Origin of the sequence: Peribacillus frigoritolerans, assembly GCF_001636405.1 — a bacterium.
GTDB lineage: Bacteria > Bacillota > Bacilli > Bacillales > DSM-1321 > Peribacillus > Peribacillus frigoritolerans.
Genome location: NZ_KV440950.1, coordinates 754156 through 777383, shown reverse-complemented (window position 1 = coordinate 777383; position 23228 = coordinate 754156). Strand labels below are relative to the sequence as shown.

Genomic DNA, 23228 nt, shown 5'->3' with positions numbered 1-23228 from the left:
AACACCAAAGCAATCTCCATATAAAAAAACACTCTCTAATAATAAAACGTAATCATTACTATTTGCAAGTTTTTTTCAAAATAGCCTCCGAATACTTCTCTTGAACCCATGTAATCACGCTTGCTCCGACACATGGATAAATGAAAGAGGCTTACATTAAAACAATAAAAATTAAATGGAAGCCCCATCACACATTACATCATGTGTAAGAAACCTCCATTGCAGTTTAATCATTTTAATGTACTTCAATATTTACAAACAGCTGATCATTAACAACGTTTCATTATCCAATACATTTTTCTTTTTCTTTGTTGCAAATCGAGAAAAAAATTATTGGCCATTGTGCTTATTCCGCCATTTCCCACCCTGAAGATGTTACTGTCTTTTGTTCAAAAGTTTCACTCTCTCTCTGTTTCGCCAGCTTAGAAGCTTGTGACATGGACCACGTTAAATTCCCAAAGGCAATCACTGTCCCGATCGAGATAACCAACACCTTTTTACAAAGTACTTTTTTCAATAGCTTCCTCCTGAGAATGTATTGGAATACTCTAAATATAAACCAACATTGTTAACCTAACATGTAGCTGCTGTAAATGTACGAAATTGTTTCTGTACATATCCCTAAACACAAAAAAGCTGAGTGCATATGCAATCAGCTTTTCTTAGGTGTTTCTTATTTATAAAACACTTTATCGACGTTGTATTTAGCATGAAGCTTATTGATCATGTACGTTTCATAGATTTCACGTTCCATAGCGTCTTCGACTAAAAGAATGTCAATTTTCTTGACTTCATTACGATGCTCTTTAATCGGAGATACGTTATCCTCGAAATGCTTCTTGACCCTTGGTCTTAATTTACGGGCTTTACCGACAAAAATCAGTTCATCATTCTCATTGTAAAACAAGATGATGCCGCCTTTATCACGGGGAATCAAATGAAAATCGATAAACCCGTAAATTTCAGGAATGACAGCTTCGTCTCCTTCTATAACTTGCTTTCTTTGTTTGATGCTTATATCCGCTGCAGGGATTTCAATTTTAATCATTACAATTCACGTCCTCTATTCGTATAAGGTGAAACTTTCAATCGACTCCAGTTTCACGCCAAGCTCATCACTTCAATCTTAAAGGTAAATGGTATCATAATTATGAGTGAAAAGCCATGAATGCCTTGCTTGGATTAAGATGATTCTAAATATAAAGAAGAAGACTCGCTGGGAGCCTCCTTCTTTGTCGGAAATATCCGTTACCACCTGTGAGCCTTTGCATTGCTTCTTAGTATAATGTTTGTTTGTGATTCTTGCGTGTGGCCATTAACTTGAGATTTTGAACGCTTAGGTCTTGTCCAATTATGGTGAAACTTTTGAGAATGTGGATCTAATTGATCTTTATAGCTCATTCTGTGTCACCTCATCATTAGGATTTGGATATTCCGTTCAGTGATAGTAATCCCCATCACTTGTTCTAGTATTTTATTTTTCCAAGCCATTTATACATATTCTTTAAAAAGCGAATTCAGCTGACTTGCCTTTTGCAAGGACTTTCCCTTCGTCATCCACCGCATCACTTGACATGACGGATATGCCTTTTATGTTTCCATCATTTAGAATGAAACCAATGTTTCCGCTTTTTGAACCGTTTCCTTCTATTTCACCAGTAAGTTCTTCCAAATAGATCTCATCTTCCCATGTCAGATGTTCTCCTCTGTCCGTTTCAAGGAAAGCAACTGGCGAAAACTTAATTTTTTTATCCGAATTGTTTTTGATTTCCACATTCACTTTTACGATATCGAAATCTTCATCATGCGTATAGCCGTGGAAGAAATCGATCATGCTGTAATCCGGAGTGGCATGCATCACTTTCATTTCTTTGATGTTAACCTCGATCGGGCCAACATTCAACGTTTCATTCACTTTTTTATAGGCCTTCAAAGTTAATTCGCCTTTGGCATCGGAAACGTTCTGTCCGATCTGGTTCAAGTTTATATCATCAGGAAGCTGCGGATTCGGAACATAGACATCCTTTTTTTCCAGTGGTCGTGCAATTTCCTCTGTTTTTTCTTTAGCTGTCGTTTCTTCTTCGTAAGCTGGTTGGGTATTAAGAGCACCAAATGCCGTTAATAACAGGGCACCGATCATCAGTCTGTTCATTGAATCCCTCCCTGAAGTCATTATTTCTTTAATAGCTCAAAAATGATTTTGGCTTGATCCGTGTTATCGACCTGCCCGGCAAAACGTTCTTTATAAGGCCCGTATGCATAGACTGGAACATCTTCACCCGTATGTCCCCCAGTAGTCCAGGCAGTATTGGTCCGGTTATCGAATATGGCTTCGATGGCATTATCGACATTCGTCACATTTTTTGATTTGGCAGCTTCAGTTACCGTTTTGATTTCACCGTCAGTTAGCTTCACTACATTTTGGTTAATATATTGCTTTAGGGTCTTTTCGACATCAGCGCCTTTGACGATGGCATCCGCCATGAAGTCAGGAGTGCGTTTGGCTGCCTTGATTGGCTCACCGTACCAGTTATATATTCCTTTTGCTCCGATCGAGAATCCTCCTGTAGAGTGATCCGCCGTAGCCACCACTAAGGTATGTTTGTCTTTCTTCGCAAATTCCATGGCCGCTTTGTATGCTTTTTCAAAGTCTTCCATTTCACTCATTGCACCTACGATATCATTATCATGTCCTGCCCAATCGACCTGGCTTCCCTCGACCATAAGGAAGAATCCATCTTTATCTTTATTCAAGCGCTGGATCGCCGAACTTGTCATGTCTGCCAAAGAAGGCGTTTCACTTGGACGGTCAATCATTTTCGGAAGTCCTTCAGAAGCGAATAAACCAAGAACCTGCTCATTTTTGTCCTTTAGCATTTGATTTTTATCCGTCACATAACTGTAACCGTCTTTTTCGAAGGCTTTCGCCAAATTGACATCAGGCCGGACAAAATTGGACTTCCCTCCGCCCAATAGGACGTCAATTTTATGTTTGCCTTTGATTAATTCGTTATAATAATCGTCTGCGATTGAATTCATGTTTTTCCGATTTTCATCATGGGCGCCAAAAGATGCAGGCGTAGCATGAGTGATTTCCGAAGTGGCAACCAATCCCGTCGCTTTTCCTTTTTCCTTTGCTGCTTCCAATACGGTTTTGACTTCGGATTTATCATTATCCACTGCAATGGCAGCGTTATAAGTCTTCACACCTGCAGACATTGCCGTAGCGGCTGAAGCTGAATCCGTTATATTTTGTGCAGAGTCTTCTGGGTAAGTCATCTGCTGGCCAACCAAGTATTTATCAAACTCTGTCCGTTCTGCCACCTTCGTACCAGGATTATCTTTTAAATACCGGTAAGCGGAGGTATAGGAAACACCCATGCCGTCACCGATAAGGAAAATGACGTTCTTGATTTCCGGTTCTTTATTTGGGTTCCCCTTTGCCGAAACACGATCCGCACCGGACCATGATAAACTTCCAAATGCCAATGCAGAAACGAGCGTGATGGGTAAAACCTTTTTACTCCAAGTGCGATTCAAATGAATGACCTCCCGTTAATGTTTTCTATTTAATTTAACTATAGGTGAAGAAAATGAACTCAATGTCAAGGCTATGTAAAAAGATGACAGGATAATTGTTAAGACAAAGTAAAGACAGCATGTGGAATTGGTTATTCAGGGAAGTCATCAGTAAAGGGGGCATATTACAATGAAAAAGATTTGGTTAACACCAGTGTGGGTAAGTGAACTTGAACAAAGTTTTTTTCATTCAACGTCTTCAAATCTGGTGATTGTCAGGAGTTTAAATTGCTATTAATGGAGGAAAGTAATAAAGCATCCGAATAAGGATGCTTCAGAGTCAGACTGCAGACAAATTCGTTACCTACAGTTTTTTCTTTGAGAAACGTTACATTTTTTTCAGAAATCCGTTTTTTTGTCGAAAAACTGAAGCTCCATTCAAGAGCGCGTTTTTCACTATTCTCTCTCTACAACTAAACATTCCAAAGCACGGGCCGCATTCACTCTCGCCACCTCGGTGGAATCGGCAGACGACAGGGCGACCGCAACCCTTCTACCTGCCTTTGTAACAGGTTTTCCGAAAAGGCGCACTTGTGTATCAGGTAAAGCCAAAGCCTGTTCAACACCGACTATTGAATATTCCGATAACTCATCTTGCGCTTTTAATGGACGGCTGGCACCTGGACTGATCAGCTTGATTTCCGGGATGGGGAATCCTAGAATCGCCCGAATATGAAGGGCAAACTCGGACAAATTCTGAGTCACCAATGTCACTAGCCCCGTATCGTGCGGACGTGGGGAAACTTCACTGAAATAAACTTTATCCCCTGAGAGGAACAGCTCTACCCCGAATAATCCGTACCCGCCAAGTTCATCCGTAATGGCATGGGCAATTCTTTTCGCTTCCATTATTTGTGCTTCTGTCATATTATGCGGCTGCCAGGATTCAATATAATCCCCGCCCTGCTGAATGTGACCGATTGGAGCACAAAACATGGTACCATTTACGGCCCGGACAGTAAGCAGCGTGATTTCCGAATCAAAACGGATAAATTCTTCAATGATCACCCGTCCATTTTGAACCCGGCCGCCTTCCATCGCGATTTTCCAGCAATCCTCCAGGTCACCTTCCGTACGGCACACACTTTGCCCTTTACCTGAAGAACTCATCAGCGGTTTGACGACATTGGGAAACCCAACTTCCTTGGCAGCTTGGACAAATTCTTCATAAGTGTTTGCGAATTTGTAGGCTGCTGTCGGAATCTCCAGAGTTTCAGAAGCCAGCCTCCTGATCCCTTCACGATCCATCGTCAATTTAGCGGCTCTTGCTGTCGGAATGACTTGAAAGCCTTCCTCTTCCAACTTGACTAATTCGGATGTGGCGATGGCTTCTATTTCCGGTACAATCAAATCGGGTTGTTCTTTCTCTACAACTCCCCTTAGTTGTTCCGCATCCAGCATATCGATCACATAACTGCGATGAGCGACTTGCATGGCAGGGGCATGTTCATAACGGTCTACAGCAACGGTCTCCACACCAAGTCGCTGAGCTTCAAGTATGACCTCTTTCCCCAATTCACCCGAGCCCAATAATAAAATCTTTTTCGATTTATACATTCAGTCTCTCCTCCTTAATTCCTCAAAAACATTATATACGAACTATAAACGAATAAACATAAATATTTATTCGTATTTTCATTTAAAATCATACTGAAAACAGGAAATGAATATATTTATTTCCCGTTATCAAATACCAACTTGACAAATAGGATTAATAAACTTTATACTGCTTTTATATAAGGAATATATATAAGCTGACTAGTCTACTGGAGGCTCTCTATTCAACAGGAATAGGGGGTTTTTTCGTTTTTATCAATGAGGGAGGAGTTTACTATGCAAAAGGAATTGCTAAGGACCATTTCCCCTGTCATGAATGAGAAGAAAAATGGGGGCTTAGAAGATATGGAGTACCTTAATCTTCCTGACAGACTATTTTTCCACTGGTGCCAGCAGAAATATCGACTGAATAAAGGGGTTTACAACACGATTGATCATTGGTTCTATGAATACGGCATTGTCCATATTCTTCACCGCCGGATCAACCTTTTAGCCTTTTTGGATTTCGCTTCTACCTCGGAACAGGAAGCCGGAAAGACAAAGTTCATTAAATTCGGCAATGGTGGCCTAAGGCAAAAGCTACAGGAATTCATTGCAGATTAATCTGAATCTTATAGGGCCCTTATCAGTAATATGCCCATTCTCCACCTACTGGTAAGGGACGCTTATACGAATGTCGAAATTTGCAGTACGATTATTTTTGAAAATGTAAGCGCTTTCTATTATAATGAAATTAGGTTGGATGGCATGCGTGGCCGTCACAGTATATGGCGTAGGTGGGGCCAATACTAGCGCTAAGGAAGGTTAACTTCTTTACCGTAAAACTATTAGATTTCCTTTTGGTAGGGGCTGCAATATAACCGAGGCATGGAAAATGTCCGTTCATTTCAAGCTAAAAAGCAATTTAATCATGCAATCGATAAGTAAAGCATAACTTTACTTATTTTTTGCAGCAGCCCTCATCGTTTCAAGTCTAATAGTTTATAAGACTAAAAAGCTCTACCCCTTGGAAACGGAGTTGAGCTTTTTCATTTGGTCAAATTTCACATATATAACCCTGCCAAGAAAATCCCAAGCGACTTCTGATAAATCTCATCGAACTGAGATATGGGAAGGGGATTCGTTCCTTTGCCCAGCTCCACGGTAAATCCCGGTCTGCGCCAATCCTGAATGAACCAATCCTTATACCCTGCATAACTATTGGCGGATTTAACAGGCTCATATCCACTGACCCTCGCAAACTCATTGACTATCGTTTCCGACTCGGGTGGTTCCAAACCTTCAAACCCCCAAAAAATCACCTCTCCTTGGGTGTGGAACGCAAGGACTTTGCCAAAATCACGTTTTTTTGTCAACTCTGACATTGCAATGGCCTCTGGCTGTGTAAGCGGCCCTTCCCCTGGATAATTAGCCGGACCTGGCTCCGTTACATTATTACGGGCTTGTTCCAGTTCCCATTCGGCGGGAAATTGATCATTCAAATCTACACCATTAATATTGGCTTTCCAGCCAGAGAAGTCTTCGCTGCCATTATTCCATTCGATGAGCCGTCCTCTCAAAGGCTCATCTGCAGGCGGTCCTTTCAAAACCAACTCCACTCCGTCCGGATTCACCATTGGGACGATCGACAGCATCGTCTGTTGATAAAAGGGAAACATATCTAGACCGCGGATGTCAGCCTGATTCGTGATTGCAAGTAAATAATCATTTAAAAAGGTCATGATCACAGGCGTCGTTATCCACTCATTCGCATGAAAGGAACCATTATAGTGAACTCGTTTGTTGCCATTTCCAATCAGAACTTCGGGGATATCCCTTTCAAGCACGGAGTCCCCGATGGGGGAGGTTTTTATAAATGGATAGATTGTTTTCAAACGTCTAACATCGGTCATCATCGTCTCATAAGCATATTCCCGATTTCCTTGAATGAGCCTCCACGTAATCCTTAATGGTACAGAAATTGTCTGACCGACTTGCAAGGCATTCGGGTTGAGATTGGGATTAACTAAAAATAGGGCATCCAATGAAAGATTGCGTGACCTGGCAATTGCCCATAACGAATCACCTTGCTTTATACTATAGCCGGTTGTCGTAAAGCCAGGTATTTTGATTTGTTGGCCAATCATAAGTGCAAGTGGATCTATCCCACTATTGGAATCAATGATAAGTTGGTAATTCACCTTGAATAATTGGCTATAATACCACAAGGAATCATTTTGCCGCACAAAAACATCCATACTGCACCTCCTCTTAACCAAATGTATGCAGATTCGATTTAATTATTGCCAAAGCAAAAGTCACTTCTCAAAACGAACCAAATTGGGGTTTTCATCCAGAATGCTTTGATATTGCTCAGTACTTCCATACGTACCATCAGGGTCCAATTCCCGATATCTTTTGAATTTCGCCATCCGATCTTCTTTTTTGGCCCAGCCCAGATGCTTCAATCGTATGTCGGATAACTTGTGAGGCAATTCAAAGACATTTTCGGCAAATCTACCGCAATGCTGCGGCCTATCGTTCCATTTGCATTCAAACCCCTCCCGATATCTTACCAGGAACGGCCGGTAATACTGGTGAGCGCACCAGTGTTCATCCTCCCTGTAATGGGTTTCATTCCAAAAGTCATATAACCGGAAGCAATATACATCCACTTCCTGATCGCTTATCAGCTGCCTGACTTCCTCTTTGAACCTATTTTCAAACACTTCATCGGCGTCAAGATTTAAAATCCACTCGGGATTTGACTTCACTGTCTCTTTCCATTGCATTTTACGAAGTTCAATTTCATTGGAGAACTTGGAAATGTCATTCCTGATTATACGCACGGGCATCCCTTTCAAAACCTCTAAACAAACCTCTGCGGAATTGTCCGTGCTGCCATCATCAATAATCACGGCTTCATCAATATAATCACGAATTTCCTCTAAAACCCTCCTTAGATAGCGCTCGCTTTCATTTTTCATGACCATGCTCAGCGTTAATTTAGGACGTGATGCCTCTGAACCTTCCCCCATATCCGTTCGATCGAGGAATTCCATCGCACCTTCCAAATCCGAATCCCTGTATATATGATAAGCGGGTAAGTGGGTATCAACATACATCGAAATCCCTAAAGCTGCTGCACGGATGCAAAAATGCCGGTCTTCACCCCAAAATGACAGATTCTCGATTCTATTAAAAGTCACCCCAGCTTTCAAAGCTTTTTGGCTGATGAGTGTACAGGCACCCAGTCCCCCAACTTTATGAACACCAGGTGTTCGCATCTTACGGATGAACGATTGATAACGTGTGTTGATCTCCGAGTCCGTCAACACCTGACCGCGTGATATCTCCCATTGGGTATATTCATCATATAACCATACTTGAGGACGCTCTTCGGCATCAGGCTGCCATTTTGTCCAGAAGATATTAGAGGTGATATCCTTATTTGCAGAAATAAGCTGGTTGATGGTCTGAGGATATAGCAGGAGGTCTGAATCGATTAGAAATAAATAATCATATTGTTCTTTAATTGCATGTTCGATAATCATATTTTTGAAACCCGCGACCTTCCATACCAAATTTTCATTCCAGTAATGGGTAGTGCCATTACACACATAAACATCGCTTTGATTGGATGCCAGTAATTTGACATTGTTCTGCTCCTGACTGAAATCTTCGAGCATCTTGCTTGATCGCTCATCTTCATTGTCGTCAATGAAAAAATAGGCAAGTTCCTTCCCCTCCGCATCCAACCGTTTGAGTGAAAGCAGGAACTTTTGTAAAATATGTGGTTTTTGGTAAATTGGACTGCCCACTAACACCCGAACCTTTTTACTGGTCATTAATACCACCCTTTACTGTAAATCTTAACTGGCCCCCAATTAATCTGATTGCAAAACTTTCCCTGAAGACATTTATAACTATATATTCTTAACGAACTTGTCGGATGTCATTTAAAAACGGCGCCCTGCATAAACAAAACAGGCATCCATTCATGAATGGATGCCTGTTTGCATTTACTAGATTGGGAGTACCATATATTACACTTCCTGCGGTACTGATAAACCTAAACCTTCGGCTATGCGCGTTCCGTATTCCGGATCGGCTTTATAAAAATGACCGATTTGACGAAGCTTGATTTCCTCTAATTCCACAGGTTTCATTGCGCCCACGATCGTGTCAACAAGGCGCGTTTTCTCTTCGGCACTCAATAGACGGTATAAGTCACCTGCTTGAGTGTAGTGATCATCACTATTATGACCAACTTGTGCAGCTTTCCCGGTTACCTCGAAAGGAGTGACTTTATTTTCCGTTGATTCGGCAGGGCCGCCAAAACTATTCGGCTCATAATAAACAGATCCCTTGCCATTGTCATCTGCACGCATGAAGCCATCACGCTGATAGTTGTTCGCTTCCACTTTCGGACGGTTAACCGGAAGCTGGTTATGGTTCGAGCCCACACGGTAACGGTGTGCATCTCCGTATGCGAATAGACGCCCTTGAAGCATCTTGTCCGGGGAAGCCTCAATTCCCGGTACGAATGTTCCCGGTGAGAATGTGGCTTGCTCTACTTCAGCAAAGTAGTTTTCAGGATTTCTGTTCAATTCCATACGGCCAAGCTCAATCAGCGGATAATCCTTTTGAGACCATACCTTCGTCACATCGAATGGATCGAAACGGTATGTATCCGCATCTTCCAGAGGCATGATTTGAACATATAATTTCCAGGCAGGGAAGTCCCCTTTTTCAATGGCATTGAAAAGATCTTCCGTATGGTAATCAGGGTTTTCCCCTGCTAGTTTTGCAGCAAGGTCCACATCTAGGTTTTTGATGCCCTGTTCTGTTTTGAAGTGGTATTTCACCCAAACGCCTTTTCCTTCTGCATTCACCCATTTAAATGTGTGGCTACCAAAACCATGTGTATGGCGAAGTGTAGCAGGAATGCCCCGATCGGACATCAGGATCGTCACTTGGTGCAGGGATTCCGGTGAATGTGACCAGAAATCCCAAACAGCCGTAGGATTTTTCAAATGTGTTTTAGGATCTCTCTTTTGTGTATGAATGAAGTCGGGGAATTTAATCGCATCGCGAATAAAGAATACTGGCGTATTATTACCGACAATATCGTAGTTTCCTTCTTCGGTGTAGAATTTAACGGCAAATCCACGCGGATCACGGACTGTATCTGCAGAACCCAATTCACCTGCAACTGTGGAGAAACGGATAAAAAGATCTGTCTTCTTGCCCACACCATTGAAAAGTTTAGCTTTCGTGTAATGAGAAAGGTCGTTCGTTACTTCGAAAGTGCCGTATGCACCGGCACCCTTCGCATGAACCACACGTTCAGGGACACGTTCACGGTTGAAGTGGGCTAGCTTTTCCAATAAGTGTACATCTTGAATGAGCACAGGGCCGCGTTCGCCGGCAGTGATAGAGTTTTGATTGTCTCCAACTGGTGCTCCCCAGCTTGTAGTAAGGTTTTTCTTATTCGACATAATTGAACCACCTTTTCATTATTATTTATGTATATAATGATAAAGCTTCTCAGAAAAAAATCAATACTTATTTATAATAATTTTAATATAATAATCAATTCATTATTCGTTCGTTGATGATATAACACCAAACACATCCATAATATGGATAATGAAAAAGGTATAAACGCTGAGGGAACAGCCTATTCACATAATTCCATTCCTAATAATGGTATACGACCCTTATAGGCGATTTTCCTTCATGACGAGTGATTTTATCATTTCTCCTACCAATGGGACAGCAATCGAGAATGGTTAACGAATAATCATAGATACTTTGAACTACTTTACCTCTTTCCTTCTATTCATCTTATAACAAACAGAATTGTTCTCCTGTGACTTTGTTCACATCGTCAGACTTTATTTAGAGAATGACGAATAGCCGGATGCACAGAAACTGAATTTTTCATTGCTTTTGTGAATCCTATCTTTCAACAGAGCCCTTCCTGAATCAGCTGAAACAAAAGGCCATCCCCCTTATTTTGCTAGAGAATTTGTAAACATACTGGTTTGTGTTCATATAGAAAATAAGATACTATTACGTTAAAATGACCGTCCAATAAGAGTAAGGGTGATATATATGAATGAGCGCAAACAAATGGTAGTTAAATATGCGCACCAATTATTTATTGAAAAGGGTTACCAAGCAACTTCCATTCAGGATATTTTAGATTATAGCGGCATTTCAAAAGGAACATTTTACAACTATTTTTCTTCTAAAAGCGAATTGCTTAAGGCAGTCTTCCTAACTTCGCAAGAAAAATTCGAAAAAGAGCGGAATGAATTGCTGATTGGGCAAAACCTTGCAGATATTGAAATATTCATCAAACAATCAGAATTACAAATGCACTCAAACAAAAACAACAAAATCTTTTTCTTATATGAAGAAGTAATGATTTCAAATGATAAAGAACTTAAGAACTTCATAACACACGCTAAATTCCAGCATATCCATTGGTTATCAAAACGGTTTCTGGATATTTTCGGTGCTGATAAAAAACCTTATATTTTGGACTGTGCCATTCTTTACTCGGGAATGATGCATCAAACGATTCATTTTAATGCCTTGGCTAAAGAGCCCGAGTTCAACCCTACTGAAATTATCCGTTATTGTGTCGATAGGATTAAATCGATTTTCGAAGATGTCAGCAAGTCAAATGCACAGCTATTGGAACCCGATCTCATCAAGCAATGGCTTCCTGAGTGCTTCCATAACCAGCAGGATTTTCATACAGCACTCCTGCACTCTGCAAATGACCTAAAAAAGATGATCTTGAGGCTTTGCCAAGATGATGAAGCGGAACGGGTTAAAAACTTAAAATTGATTCACTTTATCCAAGAGGAATTATTACAAAACGTTGAACCGCGAACCTTTCTTATTGAAAGTGCCCTGCTTTCCTTAAACACCAATCCCAAATTAAAAAACACTTTGGAATTAAGTGAATTCGAAAAGATCATTGCCAACAACTAAAGAGAACCTAATGAATCCCATTTTGTAGACAAATGGGAACGTTCGTTGATTTCCACTACAGGCACTCGCTTTCCGCGGGCGGGCGGGAGCCTCCTCGGCGTCGCCTGCGGGGTCTCCCTTGGCCACGCTTTTCCCGCAGGAGTCTCGTACCTTCCGTTCCAATCAACCGAAATGTTTTTTAAAATAAAAACTGCAGGCAGATATCTATTCGGAACCAAGTTTAAAACTAGTTTATCCTTTAAGTTTTTTTCACCTGTAATCCTCATTGGATGGAAGAAAATTGCGACACTCCTGCCGAATTACTGGCTAGCCGAGACCCCACAGGCGCTTGCGCCGAGGAGGCTTGGCAGACAGTCGGCGGAAAAGGAGTGGATTTCTGAAATCGACTGGACCTTTTAATGAAAAGACTGTAGCCAAACCGTGTTTTTAAAACAAGGCTTGCTTACCTTCATGGTTTACTTTTATATTGATGAAACACTATATTGGATTGAAGAAATTTGCGACACTCCTGCCGAATTACTGGCTAGCCGAGACCCCACAGACGCTTGCGTCGAGGAGGCTTGGCAGACAGTCGGCGGAAAGGGAGCGGATTTCTGAAATCGACTGGACCTTTTAAATGAAAAGGCTGTAGTCGAACCGTCTTTTTAAAACAGGACTTGCTTACCGTCATGGTTTACTTTTATATTGATAAAACCTATATTGGATTGAAGAAATTTACGACACTCCTGCCGAATTACTGGCTAGCCGAGACCCCACAGGCGCTTGCGTCGAGGAGGCTTGGCAGACAGTCGGCGGAAAGGGAGCGGATTTCTGAAATCGACGGACATTTTAAATAAAAAGCGTCTATTCCATTCTGGGAATGCATACCGTATCCTCTTTTTTTTGTGACAATTCTGCAAACATATAACTGAATTCATTAAATTTTAGTATAATGACTTGTAGAAAGTGACTTCAGGAGGAGTTTTTCATGAACATAATCATGCGTTTTCTTATCAACGGGCTGGTATTGCTCGTTATTGACTGGCTTCTCGACTCCATCACGATCAAATCTTACGGAACTGCCTTGCTGGCGGTTTTTATATTATCGATCATGAACTTGCTGGTTAGACCCATCCTCCAACTTATCACATTGCCGATCACCATCCTGACGTTCGGGTTGTTTTCTTTCATTATCAATGCCTTCACATTCCAAATCACTTCCTATGTTGTCAGTGGCTTTGTAATCGATTCTTTTTGGGGGGCTTTAATCGGATCATTGTTATTGAGTTTCATTCAAAGTCTTCTTATAAAACAGAGTAAAAAAAACCGTCAGTAGCATGCTGACGGTTTTTCGTGTCATTTCCATGACAGCCTTCGATATTTCCCGGGCTATTTCACTAAATTCCGCTAAGCATCCCTAGCTGTTTTCTCTCATTTTTGACAATCCAGAAGGGAAAAGCGGCTAATATCCATAACCTTACATATACATGCCAATTTCTCTGGAAATGGTCATGAATCGAATTATGGAGGAATCACATGTTCACAAAGCATGAACCACCTTCGCCCTATTGATGCCTCCGTCAACAGTACAAGAAACAACCTGGACTTTGATAATGGAGGCTCTGAACATACCGAAGCGACAGGAAATTACTATGATTCTGATTCGTGGGAACCTCGCGATAGCGTCAAAGGTGATGTCGCCCGGATGCTGTTTTATATGGCGGTTCGTTACGAGGGTGATGCAGGGGAAGTTAATTTAGAGCTGAATAATCAAGTGAACAATGGCACCGCCCCTTATCATGGTAAATTGGCTGTCTTACTGGAGTGGAATGAACAGGATTCTGTAGATGCCTTCGAGCGTAACCGAAATGAGATCATTTATAATCAATATCAGCATAATCGCAATCCTTTCATTGATCATCCTGAATGGGCCTCCGCCATCTGGCAATGATGAAACTAAACCACAGCTTTTCCACTTTTAAATGTCTAAATCTTTTGAAAAATCACATAATTATATTTTGTTTGTATAGCATTATAAATAGTTTCGAAAAATTATTATACGAGAAAAAACACGGGAGCACTCCTGTAGTAAGCGTTTTCATTTTTTGCTTTACATTCATCCTATTAAAATATATTATTTAGTTGTAATATTATGTGAAAAATCAATAAATAATATGTATTCTCCTCTACTAGTGATAAAATGCTAGATAGAGAAAATTAAACTCCAACATAGAAAAGGGGAAAATTATGCAAAACTCCAAAGAATCTCAACTACATAGAGGTTTGGAAGAAAGACATATCGCATTAATGTCTCTTGGCGCAGCCATTGGAGTCGGTTTATTTCTCGGCTCGGCATCCGCGATTAAATTAGCCGGTCCAGCAATCATCATTTCTTATGCCATTGGCGGACTTATGATCTATCTTATCATGCGTGCACTAGGTGAAATGGCAATAAAAAATCCAGTCGCAGGCTCCTTCAGCCGCTACGCAAGCGAATTTGTCGGTCCTCTTGCCGGATATATTACCGGATGGAATTACTGGTTCGTTTGGATCGCCACCTGTATGGCCGAAATTACGGCAGTCGGAATCTACATGCAATTTTGGTTCCCTGATACTCCGCAATGGGCTTGGGCGTTAGCCGCACTTGCCATCATGACAACGATTAACTTTCTTGCTGTAAAAGCTTACGGTGAATTGGAGTTTTGGTTCGCCCTCATTAAAATCGTAACGATCATCCTGATGATTGTCCTTGGCTTCGGAATGATCATCTTTGGTTTGGGGAACGGCGGAATCGCGGTCGGTTTCGGCAACCTTGTTGAAAATGGTGGATTTTTCCCTAATGGGATTTCTGGAGTCATCCTCTCGTTCCAAATGGTCATGTTCGCCTATTTGGGAATTGAAATGCTCGGTGTAACCGCAGGTGAAGTTAAAAACCCTGAAAAATCTTTAAAAAGAGCCATCGATACCGTTTTTTATCGGATTTTACTTTTTTACGTTTTAGCTCTGACGGTCATTTTATCAATCACTCCATGGGATGAAATGAATGGAGAAAACAGCCCATTCGTTATGATGTTTGATAAAATCGGTATACCAGGCGCAGCAGGAATCATTCAGTTTGTCGTACTGACAGCAGCCCTTTCATCTTGTAACAGCGGGATCTTCAGTACAGGAAGAATGTTATTCAACCTGGCACAGCAAGGTGAATCACCAAAAAGTTTCGAACGTACAACAAAGTCAGGCGTTCCTGGCGTTGCCATTATCGTTTCGGCTATCGTACTTCTTTTCGGCGTTTACCTTAACTACATGGAAGCCGATAAAGTTTTCACTTACGTCACAAGTGTCGCTACATTCGGCGCCCTCTGGACATGGGGAACGATACTTGTCACACAGATTATGTCTAGACGAAAAATGAGTCAGGGAGAAAAACAAGGCTTATCTTACAAGATGCCTCTTTTCCCATTGACTTCTTATTTCACTTTAGCCTTTTTAGTATTCGTAATGATCGTACTCGGTTTTTCAGCAGATACAAGAATCGCTCTAATCGTTGGTCCGATTTGGATCTTACTGTTGGTAGTCCTGTATTATGTGACCGGCTTGCATAAACGGAAAAGATAAATGCCAGAGGGTGCCAATCTAATTGGCACCCTCTATTTCTTGCCTTCACCTTTTACCCCTTCTTTTGATCACCCAATGGACCACCGCACCAGCTCCGCCTAAAATAATGAGTATCGGCAAGTTTCCGATTACAAAAACAATGATTCCTGAACCCGCTTTAAGTAATAGATTCGCACTCGTTGCAAGTTGTTTCTTTGTCCTCTCCCATGTATTCAATTCCTTATTATCAATGCCCGGCACAACTATCCTGTCCTGTGATAACGTAATGGTGACCGTCGAATATGAGGTCTGGTTTTCAAGATACTTCATTTGCCCGGTCAGCTGCTCTATTTCTTCTTGCACCACGGCAAGATCGGATGATATTTTCAGCAAATCTTCCGTCTTCTCAGCATCCTTCATGAATGCAAGTAACCTTTCCTCCACTGCCCTCTTTGACTTCAACCTTGCTTTAAGATCCACATATTGCTCCGTTACATCCTGTCCTGTCACATTCCTTCCGACCACTTCTGAAGCCTCGCCCTCGCTATCGGTTAGAAAATCCTGAAAATGGGCTTCAGGGACCCGAACAGTGATCGTTCCTTCCACCAGTTCTTCATCTTCCCTGTATACATTGGACTCAACAACATATCCGCCATATCCAGCCGCCTTATTCTCAATCTTCATTTGAGCCTTTTCAAGGTTCTTCACCTTCAACTCAAGCTGGGCCTGATGGATGACCTTTCTTTCATCCGTCATCCCTTCCTTTTCCGCTGCTTCTTCCTGCACCTTATTCCCGGAAATGGAAGCGTCCATTTTACTTTCCGCCTTTTCATCCTGTGATTCCGATGCTGAATCATCTTTTTCGTTACTGCTGCATCCAGCAAGTAAAAGGAACAAACTGAACATTAGCATCATTGTTTTACGGTTCATCGGTATTCCCCCTTTTCTTAATAGTACCGACGTAAAGTTTGGAAGAAAGTTACACTTCTTGATTAAAGGGGATGTTTTATTTTCAGGTGCGAAAGTAAAGGTATAAGAAATGAAGAAAGAAGAGGATTGCATTATGAACTACGGAAAATTGGCTAAAAGTGTGTTGGTACCTGTCGTCGGAGGTTCACCTGTGGGGATATTCGCCACAAGGAATTCAAAAGAAATTTATGACAAACTCAAGAAACCTGCTTTTGCTCCTCCTTCCTGGACTTTCCCCGTTGCTTGGCCAGCCTTTATACGATTATGGGAATAGCGAAATATCGTATTGCATCCAAAGAAAAAGAATCGAAGTCCGCTGAACTCCTCCATGAAACTCAACTAGGGTTGAATTTCTTATGGTCTTTTTTATTCTTCACATGTGGCTTGAGCGGAACAGCCTTTATTGAAATGGCTGCACTGCTGAACTTGATAACAGTGACGGCATTCGAGTTTTATAAAATAGACCGTACATCAGGTTTAGCAATGATTCCCTATATAGCATGGGTCACCTTGCTATTTAGATTGAAATTTTCCATTTTTAGAAACTATTAATCACAAAAAAGAGCGCCCCTTATATTAAGGAGCGCTCCCTTTAGAGTTTCACAAGTAAAAGTTGAAAACTCACGAGTAATTGCTCAATTTTCACGAGTAAACCCGCTAAACTCACGAGTAAATGTGCTATTTTCACGAGTAAACCTCAACTAATTATTGATATTCGTAATTCTGCCTTCAATTCCTGCGGTGATCTTTCCGCCTTTAAAGGTCTCTTTCACATAGTTAACGAATGCTTCCAGGTCTGCATGTCCAAACACACGCTCTTTTCCTTTCAGGACGGTATAGTTATCACCGCCGCTTGCCATGAAATCATTGACGGCCACCGTGTATGTTTCGGTATCCTTGATCGGTGTTCCGTCCGCTTTCTTCAATAAGGTGACACGCTCCGTGACAGGTTTACTGAAGTCGGCTGTATAGTTCAGTCCAGAAATTTGCAAAGTTTTCGGAGATCCTTCCACGATCCATTGCTGTTGAAGCAGCGTTTTCACTTCCGCTCCAGTCAATTCCAGCTTAACCAATACGTTTCCGAACGGCTGGATTTTCGCTAAATCGGAAAAAGTGACTTCTCCCTTTGGAATATCTGCACGGATTCCGCCTGGATTCATGAAGGCAAAATCGGAGTTCAAATCGGCCTTCATTGAATCGGCAATTAAATTTCCAAGGCCCGTTTCCTGCGTATAGGCATTGGTTCTTAAAATTTTCTCGTCCGTTGTCCCAAGCGGAGCTTTCAGCTCGGGGAACATGTCCAGGTAGTCGCTGATGAATTTCGTCGTCCCGGCATCCGGTGTGATGCCATCTTGTGTAACCGTAACAATCTCAGCTGACTTTTTGACAATATCCTTTGTGCTTGGATCGATTTCCAAATCCACATCTTCAAAAGCCGTTCCATAAGAGTAAGCTTGTACGATCAATTTATTATCGACATAGTTATTGACCTTTGCATGATTATCTCCGGCTAAGATCACATCCACTTCATCATCCACGGCATTAGCAAGATTAGCCACTTCGCCTGTGATGACCCCTTCCTTTTCCGTGCCCGGGTCATGTGAAATGATCACGATCGCTTTGACGCCTTTACCTTTCAACTCACTAACCGCCTTATTTACGGCAGGTGCCTGTTCTATGAATTCCACATTCTTAATGCCATCCGGACTTACTTTTTGAGGTGTTGCATTCGTGACTACACCTATGAACCCAATATCAACCCCGCCGGCCTTTTTTATGACGTAAGGGTCCAAAATCGGTTTTTTCGTGTCTTTATATACGACATTGGCCACTACATATGGAAAGTTCAATTTATCGAATACCACTTCGGATGTTGGCGACTTTCCGCCATTGATCTGAGCCATCAAGGTTTCTACCCCTTTGTCGAACTCATGGTTCCCGACAGTTCCGACATCGAATTTCATATTATTCAAAAACTGAAGCGTCGGTTTATCCTGGATCAAAGAAGAAACGGGTGCACTTGCCCCAACGGCATCCCCTGCCGAAAGTAAAAGAGTATTTTCAGGGTTTTCAGCTTTACGCTGCTTCAAGTGCGCGGCTAAATAATCTGCACGCCCTTGTTTGATGCCGCCGAAATCGGAGGTGGTATCAAGCTGGCCGTGAAGATCATTGATCCCGAGCAGTTGCACCTTAACGTTTTCTTTTCCCAAATTGTATTTGTAAATGCCAAAGCCTTTATCATCCTTTTTGCCTGTATAGGAAATCGGGCTGTCTTCCTTTAAATATTCCGCACCTTTAGGCGATGAGGTGAAAGTAACGTTCACCTTGCCTGAAATCGGTGCTATCGACCAGTTATTATCAGCGGTTGGATTGATCTTACCCTCTTGTGTGATGTAATCCATCAAGATCTGGCGATTTTCATCCGTAGAGTCAACCACATATTCGCTGCCCTTGACTCCTGGGAAGTTCCCCCCGCCCGAAGCACGGTAATTATTCGTCACGACGATGAAATCTTGATTCGGGTCCACTGGTTCACCATTATATTTCAAATCTGCAATCCTGCTTGAATCCGACACTTTTATCCCTTTTTCATCATAGCGCGGAGCCTTGGTGACATCGATTTGGTAAGTGACACCGTCAATCACATCAAAATTATAGACGGCAAACTTTCCATTAAGCAGCTCCTGTTCCTCAGACTTGGCAGGATCGATCGTATTATATTTCCCGGCAGACATCTCAAGCCACTCTTTAACCACGGACCCTTTGATCTTGATTGCCTTCAAGGTATTATCGTATAAATATAAATCACCGGCGCTGCGGATGGTCAGTCCGCCTTCCTTGATTTCCGTGAATTCCTCGACGCCATTGCGCCCCGCTTTGAATGGTGCTCCTACAGAGAGGATGGGCAGGTCTTTGTATTCAGGGCGGTTGCTTTGAATGTATTTTTCTACATACCATTTCTGTGCGCTCGTCACGACCTGTACGGAAGGATCGTCTTGCACAAGGGCGAAATAACTATGAATTGGAGCTGTAGTCGTTCCGATTGGCGTGTTAACATACTTTATCGTTCCTTCGTGTTCCTTCTTCACGGCTTTGACGACAGCTGCATCTTCAGCCGCTTTTTTTCCTGTTATTTTGTCGTTGATTGCCCGTGTTGATGACTCGGAATTCACGACTTTCCATTTCCCCTTGATATTTTGGATATCAAGATCGATGATCCCGAGATTACTGCCGCCATATCCTGCTTGAACGGCTGGTACACCATTGATGGTACCCTTTTTATTATCCACGCCTTCAAGGACTTTTCCTTGGCTATCTTTGAATAGGCTGTCTAAAGAAGCCTCATCTTGTGCCGGGAAGACTTTATGCGTGTGGGAGAACGTGATGGCATTGATACCGGATACCTTGCTTAATGAATAGATGACATCCTCGGTATTCTTGGTATCGCCATTAAACCCGGAATGCGTGAGGGCCACGATGACATCCGCGCCTTTTTTCTTCATTTCAGGTACATATTTTTTTGCAGTCGTGACGATTTCCTTTGTCATGACCTTACCGTCTAGATTCGCTTTATCCCAATCCATGATTTGCGGAGGGGCAAATCCAATGTATCCTATTTTTACTGATTTTTCTTTTCCATTGATGTCCTTCACTTTCTTCGTGACGATTTTATAAGGAGCATATTTATTTTTATCATTCTTTGGATTATTGTCTTTATCCTTTTTATAAACATTGGCATTGACGTAAGGGAAGTTCGCATCGTTGATGGCCTCGTCCAAATAAGATAAACCATAATTGAATTCATGATTGCCAAATGTGGCCACATCATAGTCAAGCAAGTTCATCGCTTTATAAACGGGATGGACTTCACCCTTTTTAAGAGGTGCTATTTTCGCTTTGTACGTACCTAGGGGGGTCCCTTGAATAAGGTCGCCGTTATCCACTAAAACGCTATTTTTCACTTCTTTTCGTGCCTGTTTGATTAAAGATGCCGTGCGGGAAAAGCCGACGGAGTCCAATACGGCATCCTTATAATAATCATAGCTCACCAGATTGGTGTGTATATCAGTCGTTTCCATGACCCTTAGTTCAAATGGTGCATCCGAAACGGAGGCTGCCAGGCTTTTGCCGAAGTCACTCGTATGGTCGTTATAATTGGAGACAACCGATACGTTAACCCAATAACCCGATTTGTATGAGTTGAAGTACGCCGAGAACTTTTGGGCCGACTTAATATCCGCCTCAACGGCTGATTGTGAAATGACCTTCGTCCCATTCATTAATTGAAAGACAACGGTTTCATTTCCTTTGTTCCCCTTTTTCGGTGTGACCGTTACAGTCGCTTTGGTGCCTTTTGAGTAATGAACAGTAGGAGCTGAAATGATAAATGGTTCAGTCGTGGCCGGTTTCTTATTAGACTCTTTGGCGGATGCCTCCCCCGGTACGGTAAATGGCGCTGTAATCAAACTCACAGCAAGAATCGGGGCGAGCATCTTCTTAACATGCATCTTGTACGACATACTTCACAACCCTTCTAGTTTTGTAAAATGCTAGAATAATATATCATGATTTTGTCGAATTATCGCCAAAATTTACCGTAATATTACGAATTTTGAATAAATGGTACTTTTTATCGATTCCCATCCAAAGTGCCTAGTTCGATATACCTTCAATCATGTATATAAATCATCATAGAATCCCTTTGTATCCTTAGGGAGAATGTCCTCTGATAGAGAAAGCTGGCCCATGAAAATGAACCAGCCTGCTAACATCGTATGGATTTCAAATATGTTCCTTACGCTTTTTTTTCAGGGAAACCCTTTAAAAACGGCAAACCTATAAATCCCGATCTATTAAACTGGCGGATACCGGTTCGATGCCCATCTCCCTCGACCAGATGGACAGCTGGCCTATATGGTGAATTTCGTGCGCTATGAGATGGCGCAATATCCTGCCTTTTTCATATGTCCCCTCCATCCAGGATGGCTGAACCATTCCATGCCCTTCTTCAATTGCATGCGAGTTCAAATAGTCCATGACCTCTGAGTGATATTGGTTAGATAAATCCGCCACTTTTCCGATCGTTTCATAAGCGTCCAAATCGATCGCGACATCAGGCCTCCCTTGTATGGCCCTGATCCAGCTGTATTCGACATCGATAATATGGGCAAGTGTCCGCAATATATTGCCCATTCCTCCCGTACGCTGCCGTTTCAGCTCCTCATTCGGTAAGGATCGGCACCACTTGATCCATTCCCTTCTCACCTGCCAGTTATAATCGAATAATGTCAACATCCTTCCCAGCCCCCCTAACACTCTTTGTCGTCAAATCCCCTTCAGCCTTTGTATTGATAATAATCCTGTCTTTGAATCGTTTTGAAGCCACAAGATTCATAGAGTCTTAACGCATGCTCATTAGTCGCCTCGACCTCGAGAAAAATATCATATCCCAGCTGGCATTGTTCGGCTACAACCTTTTTCAATGCCTTTCTTCCAAGTCCTTTTCCCTGGTATTTTGGCAAAATGGAAAATCCATAAATCCACGCTTCCCCGCCTGAGTGATCAACACGGATCTTACCGACTGGGCGGCCGCCCTTTTCAATCATCATGGTTTTCAGAGTATCCTCATATAGGATGCGCTGATAATAATCCTTCGCCTCTCGTTTCGTAAAATGGAAACATTGAATATCCAGCTGAATTTCCGTTTCCTCATCATCTCTCCGTGAAGGGCGAACGACTGCATCATCATAATCATCAAGCTCCGTTTCGGACCACTTCATTTGAAACTCTGAAAAAGCAAACTCACATGGGAGCTGTTTCAAAAATTCTGTCCCAGAATGTGATTGAGCGGGTGAGTTCAAGAGAATCACCTTATAGTTGCGCTCCACGGCACTCCTTATCGCCTCTTCCAGCAGCTTAGTAAAAATGCCTTGCCTCCGGTAGTCGGGATGCACCATCCCGCACATCTCCGCTTTGTTTCCAAAATCGTAAAGACCAAGAAAACCAACAAGCTTCAATCCATCATAGTGGAGAAAATCATTCTTATGAACACCATTTCGACTGCGAAGCGTTTCCCAATTCAGTTTTAACGTAAAACCTTCCCGTTCACATTCTTGCTGCAGGATCCGAATATCTTCCAGCTGTTCATTTTTCAAATTTGCCACCCCTTTTCCATATTATCAGTTTATTACCAAAAAATAAGAAAAGCAGCACCCTTTTACTTGGGTGCCGCATACTATTCAGAAGTTTATTGATGAATGTTGTTTTTTTAAAAGTATTTTCACTTTAATCCATAAAACTAAAATCCTACGAGGGGAGGATTTCCTATCTAATTCCATTGACGGATGAATTATAGCAGTAAAATGATTCCAAATGACGATTATTTTTTACCTATTTTGTGCTATATTCCAAATAATGGTTTATTATTATTTTATTTTAGGTTAAGGGGGGGATTTAACAAAAGCTTGAATCAGTTAGTACCCATTTCTTTATACCCGAATTCCGGACCCTTTTTAGTATAGAATCCGAAATTCGGTGTTTACCATCCGGCACTTACGTCC

At 41.9% G+C, this 23228-nt stretch carries 19 protein-coding genes and 2 pseudogenes; 8 read left to right on the top strand and 13 right to left on the bottom strand.

The features are described from left to right. Nucleotides 1-346 precede the first annotated feature (346 nt). From A6755_RS26890 to purT, 6 genes are all read right to left on the bottom strand, one after another. Entirely contained in the window at nucleotides 347-517 is a 171-nt protein-coding gene (locus tag A6755_RS26890; RefSeq protein ID WP_174878692.1) for a hypothetical protein, read from the bottom strand. A 156-nt stretch (nucleotides 518-673) separates the two neighbouring features. Next, complete coding sequence (locus A6755_RS03745; protein WP_170946990.1) at nucleotides 674-1054, bottom strand: nucleotide excision repair endonuclease; 381 nt, start codon at nucleotides 1052-1054, stop codon at nucleotides 674-676. 194 nt (nucleotides 1055-1248) lie between these two features. Beyond that, complete coding sequence (locus A6755_RS25840; protein WP_072272311.1) at nucleotides 1249-1401, bottom strand: YpzG family protein; 153 nt, start codon at nucleotides 1399-1401, stop codon at nucleotides 1249-1251. Between the two features lie 103 nt (nucleotides 1402-1504). Then, the gene (locus A6755_RS03740; RefSeq protein WP_034310384.1) at nucleotides 1505-2152 is read right to left on the bottom strand and encodes a DUF4352 domain-containing protein; all 648 of its coding nucleotides are present in this window, start codon (nucleotides 2150-2152) and stop codon (nucleotides 1505-1507) included. A 20-nt stretch (nucleotides 2153-2172) separates the two neighbouring features. Next, on the bottom strand, nucleotides 2173-3540 hold the full coding sequence (locus tag A6755_RS03735) for an alkaline phosphatase (RefSeq protein WP_095395309.1): 1368 nt from the start codon (nucleotides 3538-3540) through the stop codon (nucleotides 2173-2175). Between the two features lie 435 nt (nucleotides 3541-3975). After that, entirely contained in the window at nucleotides 3976-5136 is a 1161-nt protein-coding gene (gene purT / locus A6755_RS03730; protein WP_063589808.1) for a phosphoribosylglycinamide formyltransferase 2, read from the bottom strand. A 276-nt stretch (nucleotides 5137-5412) separates the two neighbouring features. Here purT and A6755_RS03725 point away from each other — a divergent pair, with 276 nt between their 5' ends. Continuing rightward, nucleotides 5413-5739 (top strand): hypothetical protein, encoded by a 327-nt coding sequence (locus tag A6755_RS03725; RefSeq protein ID WP_222620010.1) that lies wholly within the window; start codon nucleotides 5413-5415, stop codon nucleotides 5737-5739. A gap of 440 nt (nucleotides 5740-6179) precedes the next feature. Here the strand turns inward: A6755_RS03725 and A6755_RS03720 are convergent, their stop codons facing one another. The 3 genes from A6755_RS03720 to katA all read right to left on the bottom strand — a co-directional run bounded on the left by A6755_RS03720 (nucleotide 6180) and on the right by katA (nucleotide 10616). Then, on the bottom strand, nucleotides 6180-7373 hold the full coding sequence (locus tag A6755_RS03720) for a M14 family metallopeptidase (protein ID WP_063589807.1): 1194 nt from the start codon (nucleotides 7371-7373) through the stop codon (nucleotides 6180-6182). Nucleotides 7374-7433: 60 nt separating this feature from the next. Further along, the gene (locus A6755_RS03715; protein WP_063589806.1) at nucleotides 7434-8963 is read right to left on the bottom strand and encodes a glycosyltransferase family 2 protein; all 1530 of its coding nucleotides are present in this window, start codon (nucleotides 8961-8963) and stop codon (nucleotides 7434-7436) included. 198 nt (nucleotides 8964-9161) lie between these two features. Beyond that, entirely contained in the window at nucleotides 9162-10616 is a 1455-nt protein-coding gene (gene katA, locus A6755_RS03710; protein ID WP_174878691.1) for a catalase KatA, read from the bottom strand. A gap of 619 nt (nucleotides 10617-11235) precedes the next feature. Here katA and A6755_RS03705 point away from each other — a divergent pair. From A6755_RS03705 to A6755_RS03685, 6 genes and pseudogenes are all read left to right on the top strand, one after another. Beyond that, on the top strand, nucleotides 11236-12126 hold the full coding sequence (locus A6755_RS03705; RefSeq protein WP_034310372.1) for a TetR/AcrR family transcriptional regulator: 891 nt from the start codon (nucleotides 11236-11238) through the stop codon (nucleotides 12124-12126). A gap of 45 nt (nucleotides 12127-12171) precedes the next feature. Then, nucleotides 12172-12525: a hypothetical protein gene (locus tag A6755_RS26885; protein ID WP_174878690.1), complete on the top strand. Its 354-nt coding sequence runs from the start codon at nucleotides 12172-12174 to the stop codon at nucleotides 12523-12525. A gap of 269 nt (nucleotides 12526-12794) precedes the next feature. Beyond that, nucleotides 12795-12962, top strand: coding sequence for a hypothetical protein (locus tag A6755_RS26880; RefSeq protein ID WP_174878689.1), 168 nt, complete (start codon nucleotides 12795-12797; stop codon nucleotides 12960-12962). Between the two features lie 131 nt (nucleotides 12963-13093). Continuing rightward, on the top strand, nucleotides 13094-13441 hold the full coding sequence (locus tag A6755_RS03695; RefSeq protein WP_048685276.1) for a phage holin family protein: 348 nt from the start codon (nucleotides 13094-13096) through the stop codon (nucleotides 13439-13441). 144 nt (nucleotides 13442-13585) lie between these two features. Next, a pseudogene (locus tag A6755_RS03690) lies at nucleotides 13586-14056 on the top strand (endonuclease I family protein); the annotation flags it as partial. Nucleotides 14057-14352: 296 nt separating this feature from the next. Then, complete coding sequence (locus tag A6755_RS03685; protein ID WP_057278004.1) at nucleotides 14353-15720, top strand: amino acid permease; 1368 nt, start codon at nucleotides 14353-14355, stop codon at nucleotides 15718-15720. Nucleotides 15721-15765: 45 nt separating this feature from the next. Here A6755_RS03685 and A6755_RS03680 read toward each other — a convergent pair whose 3' ends face one another. Beyond that, complete coding sequence (locus A6755_RS03680) at nucleotides 15766-16629, bottom strand: DUF4349 domain-containing protein (RefSeq protein ID WP_063589803.1); 864 nt, start codon at nucleotides 16627-16629, stop codon at nucleotides 15766-15768. A gap of 109 nt (nucleotides 16630-16738) precedes the next feature. Here A6755_RS03680 and A6755_RS28195 point away from each other — a divergent pair. Then, nucleotides 16739-17220 (top strand): annotated as a pseudogene (locus A6755_RS28195) (TspO/MBR family protein). Nucleotides 17221-17369: 149 nt separating this feature from the next. On the opposite strand, the gene A6755_RS03670 reads toward A6755_RS28195, so the two are convergent. The 3 genes from A6755_RS03670 to A6755_RS03660 all read right to left on the bottom strand — a co-directional run bounded on the left by A6755_RS03670 (nucleotide 17370) and on the right by A6755_RS03660 (nucleotide 22823). Next, nucleotides 17370-21188 carry a bifunctional 2',3'-cyclic-nucleotide 2'-phosphodiesterase/3'-nucleotidase gene (locus A6755_RS03670; protein ID WP_063589802.1) on the bottom strand — a complete coding sequence of 1273 codons (3819 nt, stop codon included), beginning with the start codon at nucleotides 21186-21188 and terminating at the stop codon, nucleotides 17370-17372. 316 nt (nucleotides 21189-21504) lie between these two features. Next, on the bottom strand, nucleotides 21505-21963 hold the full coding sequence (locus A6755_RS03665) for a DinB family protein (RefSeq protein WP_063589801.1): 459 nt from the start codon (nucleotides 21961-21963) through the stop codon (nucleotides 21505-21507). 41 nt (nucleotides 21964-22004) lie between these two features. After that, entirely contained in the window at nucleotides 22005-22823 is an 819-nt protein-coding gene (locus A6755_RS03660; RefSeq protein ID WP_063589800.1) for a GNAT family N-acetyltransferase, read from the bottom strand. Nucleotides 22824-23228: the final 405 nt, after the last annotated feature.